This is a genomic window from Bradyrhizobium algeriense (assembly GCF_003062295.1).
Classification (GTDB): Bacteria; Pseudomonadota; Alphaproteobacteria; order Rhizobiales; family Xanthobacteraceae; genus Bradyrhizobium; species Bradyrhizobium algeriense.
On sequence record NZ_PYCN01000001.1, the window covers coordinates 121,591 to 133,764 of the forward strand.

Annotated in this window: 10 protein-coding genes and 1 tRNA gene; 6 read left to right on the forward strand and 5 right to left on the reverse strand. The window is 61.2% G+C overall.

What is annotated here, in order from left to right; translation table 11 throughout:
• The first annotated feature begins 33 nt into the window (after window positions 1-33).
• Window positions 34-1,119: an AbrB family transcriptional regulator gene (locus C7G61_RS00610; protein WP_420836723.1), complete on the forward strand. Its 1,086-nt coding sequence runs from the start codon at window positions 34-36 to the stop codon at window positions 1,117-1,119.
• A gap of 683 nt (window positions 1,120-1,802) precedes the next feature.
• Here the strand turns inward: C7G61_RS00610 and C7G61_RS00615 are convergent.
• Window positions 1,803-2,360 (reverse strand): disulfide bond formation protein B, encoded by a 558-nt coding sequence (locus C7G61_RS00615; RefSeq protein WP_108512149.1) that lies wholly within the window; start codon window positions 2,358-2,360, stop codon window positions 1,803-1,805.
• Between the two features lie 169 nt (window positions 2,361-2,529).
• Here C7G61_RS00615 and C7G61_RS00620 point away from each other — a divergent pair.
• A tRNA-Leu gene (locus C7G61_RS00620) sits at window positions 2,530-2,614 on the forward strand.
• Between the two features lie 51 nt (window positions 2,615-2,665).
• On the opposite strand, the gene C7G61_RS00625 is transcribed toward C7G61_RS00620, so the two are convergent.
• Window positions 2,666-3,991 (reverse strand): hypothetical protein, encoded by a 1,326-nt coding sequence (locus tag C7G61_RS00625; protein ID WP_244608117.1) that lies wholly within the window; start codon window positions 3,989-3,991, stop codon window positions 2,666-2,668.
• An 89-nt stretch (window positions 3,992-4,080) separates the two neighbouring features.
• Here C7G61_RS00625 and C7G61_RS00630 point away from each other — a divergent pair, with 89 nt between their 5' ends.
• Window positions 4,081-5,247 carry a Kelch repeat-containing protein gene (locus tag C7G61_RS00630; protein WP_244608081.1) on the forward strand — a complete coding sequence of 389 codons (1,167 nt, stop codon included), beginning with the start codon at window positions 4,081-4,083 and terminating at the stop codon, window positions 5,245-5,247.
• A gap of 202 nt (window positions 5,248-5,449) precedes the next feature.
• Window positions 5,450-6,493, forward strand: coding sequence for a lytic transglycosylase domain-containing protein (locus C7G61_RS00635; RefSeq protein ID WP_244608082.1), 1,044 nt, complete (start codon window positions 5,450-5,452; stop codon window positions 6,491-6,493).
• Between the two features lie 77 nt (window positions 6,494-6,570).
• Here C7G61_RS00635 and C7G61_RS00640 read toward each other — a convergent pair whose 3' ends face one another.
• The 3 genes from C7G61_RS00640 to C7G61_RS00650 all read right to left on the reverse strand — a co-directional run bounded on the left by C7G61_RS00640 (window position 6,571) and on the right by C7G61_RS00650 (window position 9,317).
• Window positions 6,571-8,361, reverse strand: a complete 1,791-nt coding sequence (locus C7G61_RS00640) for a peptide ABC transporter substrate-binding protein (protein WP_108512150.1) — start codon at window positions 8,359-8,361, stop codon at window positions 6,571-6,573.
• A gap of 277 nt (window positions 8,362-8,638) precedes the next feature.
• Complete coding sequence (locus tag C7G61_RS00645) at window positions 8,639-8,830, reverse strand: hypothetical protein (protein ID WP_108512766.1); 192 nt, start codon at window positions 8,828-8,830, stop codon at window positions 8,639-8,641.
• 157 nt (window positions 8,831-8,987) lie between these two features.
• A complete protein-coding gene (locus tag C7G61_RS00650; protein ID WP_108512151.1) occupies window positions 8,988-9,317 on the reverse strand; it encodes a hypothetical protein in 330 nt (109 codons plus the stop codon).
• A gap of 244 nt (window positions 9,318-9,561) precedes the next feature.
• Here C7G61_RS00650 and C7G61_RS00655 point away from each other — a divergent pair, with 244 nt between their 5' ends.
• Complete coding sequence (locus C7G61_RS00655; RefSeq protein WP_145963531.1) at window positions 9,562-10,944, forward strand: TRAFs-binding domain-containing protein; 1,383 nt, start codon at window positions 9,562-9,564, stop codon at window positions 10,942-10,944.
• 35 nt (window positions 10,945-10,979) lie between these two features.
• Entirely contained in the window at window positions 10,980-12,155 is a 1,176-nt protein-coding gene (locus C7G61_RS00660; RefSeq protein WP_108512153.1) for a patatin-like phospholipase family protein, read from the forward strand.
• Window positions 12,156-12,174: the final 19 nt, after the last annotated feature.

Sequence of the window (12,174 nt, forward strand, 5' to 3'; positions counted from 1 at the left end):
TGTCCCTCGCATGCGGATTTGCCATAAGGCGGCGTGAGCCTGATCCCCGCCTCGATGTCCTCCGCTGTTGCCGACCGTGCCAAAATTCTCGGCACGCTCGAAACGCTCGTCATCGGCGCCGGCGGCGGCCTGCTGTTTCTGTGGCTTAACCTGCCGGGCGGGCTGATTTCCGGCGCGATGGTCGCCGTCGGCATCGCCGCGCTGTCAGGGCGGCCGGTTACCATGCCGCCGATCCTGACGCAGACCGTGCTGGTGCTGCTCGGCATCACGCTGGGCTCGCTGGTGTCGCGGCAACTGATCCAGCACATGAGTGCCTATCCCTTGACCATCGGCCTGCTGGCGCTGGCGACATTCTGCTCGACCTTCGGCTCGAGCTTCTATCTGCAGCGCATCCACGGCTGGGACCAGACCTCGGCATTTCTGGCCGGAAGCCCCGGCGCGCTGTCGCAGATCACCATGCTCGCCGCCGAGAAGGGCGCCGATGTCGCCGCGATCGCGGTGGTGCAGACCATGCGCGTGATCATCCTGACCGCGGCGCTGCCGCTGCTGCTGGCGTTTACCGGGATTGCGGCCTCGGCGCCGGCGGAAGTCGCCAGCCTGATCGCCTCGCCGCTCGAACTCGCCGTGCTGGCGGCCGCTGCCATAGCCGTCGCGCTGCTGCTGCGGCTGGCCAAATTTCCGGCGAGCTGGATGTTCGGCGCGATGATCGCCTCCGCCGTGCTGCACGGCACTGACTTGATCGAAGGCGGCCTGCCGCCATGGATGCGCAACGTGGCGCTGGTCGGCATCGGCGCTGTGATCGGCACGCGGTTTTCGCGGATCAGCAAGTCGACGCTCGTCAGCCACATCAATGCCGGGCTGGGCTCGTTTGCGGTCGCCATTGCCATCTCCGCGATCTTCGTCACGGTGATCGTGCTCTCCACCCATGTGCGTTTCGCCGACGTCGTGGTGGCGTTCGCGCCGGGCGCGATGGACGCCATGCTGGCGCTGGCGCTCACGCTGCATATCGATCCGATTTTCGTCGGCGCCCATCATCTGTCGCGCTTCGTGTTCGTATCGATCACGACGCCCGGCATCGTGCATCTGTTCGGACGTCCGCAGGAGGATGTGGACGATTGAGCTAGCCATCATTGGATTTCGTAGGATGGGTAGAGCGAAGCGAAACCCATCAATGCCGGCGTTCACAGGCGATGGGTTTCGCTTCGCTCTACCCATCCTACACGGATACGACTTCGCGTTCTCGCGGCGCTGATCGCCCGAGGTTTACTGGAAAACTTCCCGCCCTCTTGTTCAGAGGGCGCAGGGAAGACCGGATGCTTGCTGCACCCGCGGTCTCGCGTGCGATTTGCGCAAACAAAACTGCACACGAGCATACAGGGCAGCGGAAACACTCCGGCCTTCCCTGCGCAATGGCTTTACGGCTTACTTCGTGCTCTTCCCGGAGAACGGCTCTTTTGCCTCCGTCGCCACGAGAGACGCGTCGCCTCTCCCGGACTTAACGCCAGCACCGCGGCGCCCGAACCACACGACTTCGCCGTACGCTTCGCGCCCGCTCGCCTGCGCGCGCTTTGCGTCCATCGCATCTCACCGCACGTCCGTGACGATCGCGAGCGCCCCTCTATGGGTGAGACGGGCGGAGTTATGCCGTTGATTTGCGCGAGAACGAAAGCAGAATATTTTTACGCGAAGGGCTGGACAGACTTTTGGTGATTTGCCCGACAAGTGAAGTCGTAGAGGGTGGGCAAAGCGACAGTGTGCTCACCATCAAGAGGCGCGATCGGTGATGGATGGTGGGCACGGCGCTAACGCGCCTTTGCCCACCCTGCCCGTTTCGCCGACACCATGCCCCACGCGGCGATCGCCGCCATCAACAGCGAGATCAGCACGTTGTAGCCGGCGAGCGAGAGGCCGAGGAAGCGCCACTGCACCTCGTCGCAGCGGATCACTTTGACGGTGTCCAGCCGCTGCAGCAGCGTGCCGGCGCTGCCGAGATCGGCGAGGGGGCCGGAGCAATCGGTCGGGCCCTGCCAGAATTGCCACTCGACGCCGGCGTGGTAGGCGCCGAGCCCGGCATTGGCGAGGGCGGCGAGCGCAAGAATGGCGAGGCCCGCCAGCAGCACCGGCCTCGGCGCCCCCCGGTAGGCCCCAAACGCCACCACAAGGCCGAGCGGGACCGCCAGATAATAGGCGTAGCGCTGTTCGAGGCAGAGCGGACAGGGGCGGATGTCCAGGACCAGTTGGAAGAACCACGCGCCCGCCAGCGTATCCGCCGCAATGAACGCAATCGCCAGCGCCGCGACCAGCGCGGGATCGGCGGACAGGCGCGCAGGCGACGAATGGGCGGCTGCATCTGATGTCACGGACGTTCTCCGGAGCACAATCCATGCTCAAACAGGCAACAGCGTCGTATCCCCTCGCCGCCCGGGTGTCGAGAGACGCCACAATCACATCCGCGCGGGTTGACCCGCGCAGGCCGCCCGCTATATTCCGCCCGCTTCGCCGCACCGGCCCTCCGGCCCGCGACCGAAGGCCCCTGTGGCGGAACTGGTAGACGCGCTCGACTCAAAATCGAGTTCCGCAAGGAGTGCTGGTTCGATTCCGGCCAGGGGCACCAAATGGTCCAAATCCGCGAACAGTTGGATTCGCATGTGACCGGATTTATAGCTTACGGCCACTGAGTGACCTTAGAAATAGCCGCGAACATAGATGCGGCTCCCGCCTTTAAAGGGTCTAGCGCCTCCGCCCTAACTGTTGCCCAACTGACCCAATCACTCAATAGACGACCTTCAACAATAACATCGCCTTCGGCAACTAGGCGCGCTTCGATTTCGGTGAGAAACCGCAAAAGCTTTGCTCGCTCATCCCAGTTCGAGGAAAACTCGCGGAATCGACTCCACCGCTTTTCTTCGATTTCCCTGAGGCGTCGCGCCTCGTAACGGCGCACTTCTTCTTCGCGATAACGTTGCTGCTGTTCTTCGCGCTCGCGTTTAGCCTGCTCAAGAATGGGCCCGGCCGCGATAATCGCGCCTACAATGTCAGGCAGCAATTTACCGATCTTGGTCTTATCGGTTTCGATCCATTGTGGCTGCCGTCCAGCCAAATAAGTAGTGATACTTACTCGCAAACAGCCCGAAGACTCGAGGCCCGACTGGTGATGGTCTGGGTAGGCAGTCCAGTTTCGTTGTTCGTCTCGCTGTTTCAGAGATTTAACCATTTTCTCGACGATAGAGCACTCGACGTTGTGCCCATCGATCGAAAACGTAATCTTGCCGACAATAGGCGACTTCTCAATCTTGCCGCCTGCCCGCTCAACCCCAAAAAATATCGCGCTCGTAACTCTGAAACGATAGAGATCACGCTCCGTCAAATCGCGGATTACCGGAGGGGTCCACCACCGGTCGTGGCGACGGCGCTTGTTTTCTTGATCTCGCTCCTTTTGTTTCTTCGCATGATCATTAATCCAAGCCTGGACGCGTGGGTGCAGCGCGCCGAGATCATTTGGTACGACGATATCCGCGACCTGCTGTACAGCTTCGGCGGCTGCTTGTGCCGCCTTCGGTAATGGCGCCAGCTTGGGCAAAGAAGGGTGAATGTCTGCCGTCTCCGGAATTCCAACTTTCCGAGGCGGAAGCTTAAACGCAACGACGGGTTTGCCAGCTTCCTTCTTGGCCCAGTAACCGCGAGGAGGATAAGGCACATCTAGCCTGTCGCATACCTTAGCTAAACCGTTTCCACTGATGCCAAACTCCTCGGCAAGACGACTCATCGGCCTTTCCCAAACGATACGATGGAGTTCTTCGCGCGTCATGCGGCGCGCGCGCAAAGCGGTTGGTTCTTCCACGATCTTCGTGCCCCGTTCGTGTAAAATCGTCTCAACAGTACTGTCGCTGGTTAGCGGCAAAATTGGGAATTCATGCCGTACCTGCTCGGCGAAATGGAATACACCTCCCCCGCTAACGGTCGTACTGCCATCACCTGCAATTGAGTGCATTGCCACGGCAGTTCCCCGTTGTCGTCTTGACCACATTCACCTTTGTTACGACTTTTGATGATCCAGCCACTCCAGCTCCGGGAGCTCTCATGTCTCCAACATCCAATCTGCCGCGTCTGAACAGGAGAGCCTTCGTTGCCGCCGCTGCCGGCGCGGCCGTCTGCTGCACGCCGGCGCTAGCCCAGCATTCGGGCCATGGCACGCAGCCGGGCGCAGCGCTGCCTGAAGCAACGCCAGCGTCCGACCTGTTCGCCCGGCTGCAGGGCGGCACGCCGCATCACCTCACGACCGAGCAGGTGGCGCAGCGGAAAGTCGAAAGCCCGGCGCCGAAGGGCCCGCAGGGACACTGGGCTCCCAAGGCGGCGTTGCCGCTGCCGCGAAGTGAAATGGCCTGGGCCACCGCCTGGGCGGGACGCATGCATATTGTCGGCGGCTATGGCGAAGGACGCGTCGACCGCGCCTATCATCATGTCTACGATCCGAGGGACGACCGATGGTTCAACGCCGCGCCATTGCCGCGCGGCGCCAACCATGTCGCTGTCGTGGCGGATGCCGGCCGGGTCTACGCGCTTGGCGGCTTCATCGAACAGAATCGCAATCCGGATCCGAATGCGTTTGCCTATGATGTGGCTGCCGACAAGTGGACGGCCATCGCGCCGCTCTCGCGTTCGCGCGGTGCCGCCGCAGCCGTCGCGCTTGACGGAAAGATACATCTGATCGGCGGCGCCGGCGCTCCCACCAACGAGCGCGCCAGCGTCGGTTGGCACGAGGTCTACGATCCGCAAACCGACAAGTGGGAAATCCGAAAGGCGCTGCCTGCGGCGCGCGACCATGTCGGAGCCGTCGCCCATAACGGCATGATCCATATCATCGGCGGGCGCTTCAACACATTTGAATACAACACCGATCTTCACCATGTTTACCTGCCCTCGCTCGACACATGGAAAGAGCGCGCGCCGCTGCCCACGGCGCGTTCCGGCCACGGCCTCGTTGTCTACCGCGACCGCTTCTTCGCAATGGGCGGCGAATACGGCGTGCAGGATAGAGGTCAGATTTCGCAAGGCACCGTGTTCGGGCAGATGGAGAGTTACGATCCCCAGACGAACAGCTGGCAGTCTCATGCGCCGATGACGACGCCGAGGCACGCGGTGGGCGCCACCACCATTGGCGATGCGATCTACGTTGCGGGCGGAGGCGCCGTGACGGGCGGCTCAGTGCAATCGTCCGTGCACGAAGCTTTTACACTGGGCGCCTGACCGCGTCCGTCAGCGTCAAATTCAAATTCGGCAGCGCGAAGCCGCGTTGTCGCGCGTACTGACTCTGCATTGAACTCGGAACGCGGGAACCCTGTTCGGTAGTACTACGGGTCAGAAAACACAGCGCTGCCGCAGTTCATCCGCGAAATGTCCACATCCGACTTCTATCCGGCCGGCCTTCACACCCATGGATGGAAGTTTGATGCGATATCTTTTCGCCGCCGTGATTGCTGTGTTCGTGATCGCAGTGGATTTTGAAAGTTCCGACGTCAGGTCAGTCTGGATGGAACCCTCTTTCGTCGTCGCCGAAGCGCAATCGGAACCGGCCACGACACCGAATTCCCACGCTGGAATTTCGGCCGCGTCGGTCGAGTATTCGCAGGCGTCGGACTCAACAAACGTCGTCGCTGCGCCATACGAGAAAGCTGTAGCAGCGGATGCCGCCGCTCATGCAGCCGCATCGTTCTACGACGAGTCCGCGCCACCGAATCCGATCTGCGAAGCGGTCAAGGCCGCCGCGGAGGAACACGATATCCCGATCGGATTCTTCGCGCGCCTGCTCTGGCAGGAAAGCAGGTTTCGCGCCGGGGAGGTCAGCTCGGCAGGCGCGCGGGGCATTGCGCAATTCATGCCGCAAACGGCCGTCGAAATGGGATTGAGAGACCCGTTCGATCCGCTGCAGGCGATCCCTGTGGCAGCAAGATTTCTTCGCAAGCTTCATAACCAGTTCGGAAATCTCGGGCTTGCGGCGGCTGCCTACAATGCGGGCGGCGGCCGGATTGAGAAGTGGCTCTCACGCCGCAGCACACTCCCAAAGGAAACGCGCGCTTACGTCAAGATCATCACCGGCCACAAGGCCGAAGCGTGGACCGACGAAGAGAATACCGTCCACATGCCGACCGATCTGCCGCAGAAAGCGCCGTGCGAGGGCGTCGGCGGCCTGTCGCGGCAGGACCAGATCGCCGCCGTGAATGTCGACCTGACGCCTTCCGCCAGCGCGCTGTTGCGCAAGGCGGTGCCCGACGACGCCGAAGACAAAAAGAACGCGGCCACCAGGAAACTGCGCGTTGCGGCGGTTTCGGCGGCTCGGCATGCAGTCTCGGCCTTCCGAAAGACCAATGCGCGCGCTGTCCTGCTGGCCGCAAAGGGACCGTCGCGCAAGCGCGGGAAACAAGCCGCCGTGCGTCTCGCGTCGGCTTCTTCCACCGCCGGCCGCACGAAGTCATCGAGGGCGCGGGAATTGTAACCGTTGCCACCGATCCGTCGCCAAACGAAAGAAGCCCGCGTCGCTCGCGGGCTTCCTTGTCGCGGGAAACCCCGCTCTCACGCGTCCCGGTACCAGCTCGCGAGCTGCCACAGATCGTTGTCCCAACCCGAGATATGCGCGGTCAGCTTGTTGCCGAGCGCCGCGACCCGGGTCCGCGAGACGATGGGCTGGATGTAGTTGTCTGTCACGACGAGGTCGTTGAGCTTGATAAACAGCGCCGCGCGCTTCACGGCGTCGAGCTCCTGTTCGGCCTGCTTGTAGATCTCGTCGTATTCCTTGCTTTGCCAGCGCGAGACATTGCGCCCCTGCCACTTGTTTTCCTTGTTCGCCACCTGCCACGACACATACTGGTTCATGAAGAGCTGCGGATCGGCCTGCGGCATTGTCGTGTTGTACATCTGCGCGTCGCAATAGAAATGCGGGTAGGTGTCGGGATTGGCGGTGTCGGAGGAGAAGAACACCGATCCCACCACCGACTTCAGCTCGACGTCGATGCCCGCCTTCTGGCACGCCTGCTTGATGATGGCCTGGGTCTTCTGCCTGGGCGCATTGATCGAGGTCTGGAATACGAACTTCAGCGCCTTGCCGTCCTTGGCGCGAATGCCGTCGCCGCCCTTTTTCCAACCGGCGGCCTCGAGGATCTGGTTGGCCTTCTCGATGTTGAATTCGAACTTGGTGTTTTTCGACCGGAAGCGTTCCGGGTTGTTGAGGAAGTTCGCAGTGGCCCGCGCCGTGCGGCCATAGATGAACTTCTCGATCGAGGCGCGATCGATCAGGAGATTGATGGCCTGGCGCACGGCCGGATCGCTGAACAGCGGATGTTTGGTTTTTATGCTGGCGCGCTCGCCGTCGACCTCGACTGAGGGATCGGTCGAGTTGAGCGACATGAATTCGACGTTGCCTGACGTCGTGATATTGACCCTGCCCTTTCCGGCGGCTTCCAGCTTCTGCAGGATCTCCTCTTCGACCAGCATGTTCCAGGCATAGTCGTACTCTCCGGTCTGCAGCACCGCGCGCGCCGCCGACACGGCGTCGCCGCCGCCTTTGACCTCCACCTCATCGAAGTGCGGCCGGTTGGCGACGTGATAGGTGGGATTGATTTTTGCGCGGAGCATGTCGCCCGGCTTGAAATCAACGAACAGATAAGGGCCGGTGCCGACCGGCTTCAGATTGTGCGGCGCCTCGCGCGACTTGGCGCCGACGTAATCCTTGAACAGATGTTTTGGGACGATCGCGCCGTAGTTGCCGACAAAGGCATCGGCCCAGAACGGCGTCGGCCTGGAAAAAGTGAGGCGGACGGTGAAGTCGTCGACCTTCTCGACCGTGATGTCCTTGTAGCTGGCGATCGAGACCGCCGCGGTCTCCGGCGTCTTGGCATACTCCCAGTTGAAGACGACATCGTCGGCCGTGAACGGCATGCCGTCATGCCATTTGACGCCGCGTTTCAGCTTCCAGACCACCGAGCGGCCGTCCTCGGCCAAGCCGTCATTCTCCTTGCTCGGGATCTCGGCGGCGAGGATCGGAACCAGATTGCCGTCGCCATCCCATCCCGCCAGCGGCTCGTAAAATATCCGGCAGCCTTCCTGATCCTTGGTGCCGACGGCGAAATGGGGATTGAGCAGGGTGATGGCCTGCCAGTACATCAGTTTCAGCACGCCGCCGCCGCCGGCCTTGGTCGGCTTGTAGGGAAGCGCGGTCGCAGCCATCGCGACTCCGGACTGGCTCAGCATCATCCCGGCCATCGGCGCCGAAAGGCCCACGGCAATCATTCGCTGGACAAAGGCTCGCCGCGACAACCGGCCGGTCTTGACGTCTGCAATCAGGTCTCGAAGTTCCCGCTCTTTCATGGGATCGGCTCTCTCACTGGTGGCAAATGCCTGGTCACTCTCGATGATGGAAATGGATCAGGTCAGCGCGAACCTGTCAAAGCAGGATACGGGCCATCCCTTCAGACCAAGTCGATTTTTGCCAAATCCAACCGAGACAAGGTGACGCGGCGTCAGCCGGCTGATGGAAATTACGATGGCCGTGCACTCAATTGACAATTGACACGTCACGCCTTCGCGGGCTCGCCTGCGAATGAAGTGCGCTGTCACCGCCGCCATTATGTTGGCGAGCCTGATGTTAACGAGCCTGCCCCTCCCCGCCAATCGCGCGGTCCAGGGCGTCGATCAGCACCTGAATCTCGATGAACTTGTTGCGGGCCCGTTCGGCTTTGTCGCGGTCAAAGGGAGCGGCCAGCACCTTCGCATGCATGTCCCTGTCCTCGATCATGCGCTCACGGGCTTTCTTCAGCGTTTCAAGTCGCTCGCTCATTTTGGTTGCTTTCAACGGAGGGGATCGGCGCCATGGCGCCAATCTCATGCGTACACCGATCCAGCCGCCGGCACCATCGATCAATGGCGCGGCGTCATCCATCGAGCATACAAAAAGCCCGCGGCGCTCGCGGGCTTTTCGTTTCTTGCAACCTCTCCTACCAGCGGTAGCCGCCGGTGCCGAAGCTGAAGGTTACGCCGGGGCCGCCGCCGTAGTAGCGGGGACCGTAATAGCCGTACCGGCGCGGGGCATAGTAGTTGTAGCTCCCATAGTACGGCCGGTAATGACGGTGGCGCCAGTGGTGATGGTGATGGCCATGCCAGTGGCGATAGCGATATTGCGCGCTGATGTCGGTCGAGGACTGCGTGGCAGTCCGGGAGGCATCCGCCGAAGATCTCGACTTCACCGCATTGTCGGCGGCGTAGGCCGCGGAACCTCCCATCAGTGCGGCGGCACCAACGGCAAACACGATAGCTAGCTTCTTCATCGTCGAACTCCAGTAGAACGAGTGAAGGCTAACCGGCCGGCGCACGTGACGTTCCGGCGTGCGACATAAAGCCCACGATCGGCTGAACGAATATTCATGAAACTGAACGCAGTTCTTCTGAACAATCGACCATCGCGAAGTTCGCGTTGACTTCGGCAGCACATCCACCCGCGAAACTTCCAGCTTCCAGCTTGCAATCACACTCGTTCCGGTTCAGACTTGTGCATCATTTCATAAGCAACCATTGATTGCCGACGACTCCAGCGGTGCCGCTTACCAGCCGGCCGGGGATATTATGGGTAGCTGTTTTGTCATTATGGGCTTTGGCGAGAAGACCGACTTTCAGTCAAACCCGCAGCGTGTTCTGAACCTGAACAGGACCTACGAAGACATCATCAAGCCGGTGGTGGAAGAGGCCGGCCACACCTGCGTTCGCGCGGACGAGATCATCCATTCCACCGTCATCGACAAGCCGATGTACGACAATCTGCTTTCGGCGGATCTGGTCATTGCGGACCTGTCCACGGCCAATGTCAACGCGGTGTATGAGCTCGGCGTTCGTCACGCGCTCCGCCCACAACGGACGATCGTGCTGGCGGAGAAGAACTTCAGCTTCCCGTTCGACCTCAATCATCTCAGCATCCTGAAATACGAACACCTCGGAAAGGAGATCGGGTTCAAGGAGGTGATGCGGGTCAGGAAGGAACTGACAAAAAAGATCACGACGCTGATGGACAGTCCCGAGCCCGACAGCCCGGTCTTCCTGTTCATCCCCTCGCTTCGGCCTGCCAGCCTTCCCAAGGCGAAGGCGATCGCAGCCGCGGGGCCGCCGGCGCCCTCCTCTGAACCCGTGGACCGGGAGCAGAAGAGCTTCGCCGAACTGCTCGTAAGCTTTCGCGCCGCGAAGGACGGGGTTACCGAGGCCGAAGACTGGGCTCTGCCGTTGGCCCTTTTGAAACGCCTGAAGACGATGCAGCCTGACGACCCCTACATCCTCCAGCAACTGGCGCTCGCGACCTACAAGTTCCAGCAGCCGGATAGGAAGGCATCGCTGATCAATGCAAAGAATATTCTGAACGCACTTGCGCCACAGACGTCGAGCGATGCCGAGACGGTGGGACTGTGGGGCGCCATCCACAAACGGCTGTGGGATGAGATCGCAAATCCAGAAGATCTCGATGAAGCGGTGCGGGCTTATGGCAGGGGCTACTACATCCGAACCGATTATTATAACGGTATCAACTACGCATTCGTGCTCGACGTTCGCGCGTCCCGCAGCGAGGGCGATGAGGCTTTGGTGGATCGGCTTCTCGCCCGGCGCGTTCGGGCGGATGTTCTGATTATTTGCGATCGGCTGCTGCAGGCAGGAACGCGCACGGATGAGCTTAAGCCTCTGAACGTTAATCCTGGAGTAGGGAGCGAGGAACCATTCTGGATTAACGCGTCAAAGGTCGAGGCCTTGTTCGGGTTAGGCCGCAGAGAGGAGGCGCAAACTCTCAAGATCGAGACTATCGAGAAGGAACGCCAGCGCCTGATAAAGGCCGGGCGCGACGGTAACGCCGTGAAATGGATGGAAGATTCGCTGAACAAGCAACTGAGCGCGCTCGGCGAGCTATTGCCGCCCTGACAGGTTCGAAACACGACAGCAAATCGGGGCGACAAATGGCTGATCTCAACGGGCAAGCAGAATCTTCGACCGCAAAACCGCGCAGGCTGCTGGCGCTCGATGGCGGCGGAATCCGCGGCGTGATGTCTCTCGAAATCCTGCGCAAGATCGAGCAGGATCTGGCGACGGCAACCAACAAAGGCGCGTCATTCCGTCTCGGAGATTTCTTCGACTATATCGGCGGCACCAGCACCGGCGCCATCATCGCGGCCGGCCTCGCGATAGGAAAGTCAGTTCAGGAACTGATCGATTTCTACATCGAGGCGGGACCGCTGATGTTCGAAAAAACATCCCTGATCGGCCGGCTGCGCAGCTTCTATCAGGCCGATCCGCTGCGCGAGAAACTGAACGACGTGTTCGGGGAGCGCACGCTTGGAGCCAAAGACCTGCGTTCGCTGCTGTTGGTCGTCACGCGAAATGCAACGACGGATTCGCCGTGGCCCGTCTCCAGCAATCCCCTCGCCCGGTACAACGATCGCGACCGCCCGGACAGCAATCTGAAAATTCCGCTGTGGCAGCTGGTGCGGGCGAGCACCGCCGCCCCCGTCTATTTCCCGCCCGAAATAGTCGAGTGGGATAAAGATGACCCGGCAAAAACCTTCTTCTTCGTCGATGGCGGCGTCACACCTTACAATAACCCGGCCTTCCTGCTGTTCCGGATGGCGACGCTGCCGCAGTACCGGCTGAACTGGCCTACCGGGGAGGACCGCATGATGCTGATTTCGGTCGGCGCGGGAGCGGCGGCAGCGGTCAGCCGTGACCTCAACGCGCGCGGACAATTGATCCCGGCCAACGTCGCGCACCTTCCCGGCGTGCTGATGGGCGGCGCTGCGATCGACCAGGATATCAATTGCCGCGCTATCGGCCGCTGCGTGTTCGGCGAGCTGATCGACCGCGAGGTCGGCGACATGATTCCGCGGCAGGGCGATCCGCTCAAGGGGGACGTCGTTCCGCCCGAAGAAGATTGCGGCCGCCAATTCCTGTATGCCCGCTACAACCCCGATGTGAGCCGAAGCGGCCTCGACGCTTTGGGGCTGAAGAAGATCGATCCGGATCACGTCCAGGCGCTGGATCAGATCAAATACATCGGCGAGATGCAGTCTGTAGGACGAGAGTATGCCGCGAAGTTCGTGGACATGACGCCATTCCAGCGATTCGTGACGAAGGACTGACGGAGCAAAGGCAATCTCC

Coding starts and splice junctions, on each gene's coding strand:
- C7G61_RS00625 (WP_244608117.1), bottom strand. CDS start 3,991: ATGCACTCAATTGCAGGTGATGGCAGTACGACCGTTAGCGGGGGAGGT.
- C7G61_RS00630 (WP_244608081.1), top strand. CDS start 4,081: ATGTCTCCAACATCCAATCTGCCGCGTCTGAACAGGAGAGCCTTCGTT.
- C7G61_RS00635 (WP_244608082.1), top strand. CDS start 5,450: ATGCGATATCTTTTCGCCGCCGTGATTGCTGTGTTCGTGATCGCAGTG.
- C7G61_RS00640 (WP_108512150.1), bottom strand. CDS start 8,361: ATGAAAGAGCGGGAACTTCGAGACCTGATTGCAGACGTCAAGACCGGC.
- C7G61_RS00645 (WP_108512766.1), bottom strand. CDS start 8,830: ATGAGCGAGCGACTTGAAACGCTGAAGAAAGCCCGTGAGCGCATGATC.
- C7G61_RS00650 (WP_108512151.1), bottom strand. CDS start 9,317: ATGAAGAAGCTAGCTATCGTGTTTGCCGTTGGTGCCGCCGCACTGATG.
- C7G61_RS00660 (WP_108512153.1), top strand. CDS start 10,980: ATGGCTGATCTCAACGGGCAAGCAGAATCTTCGACCGCAAAACCGCGC.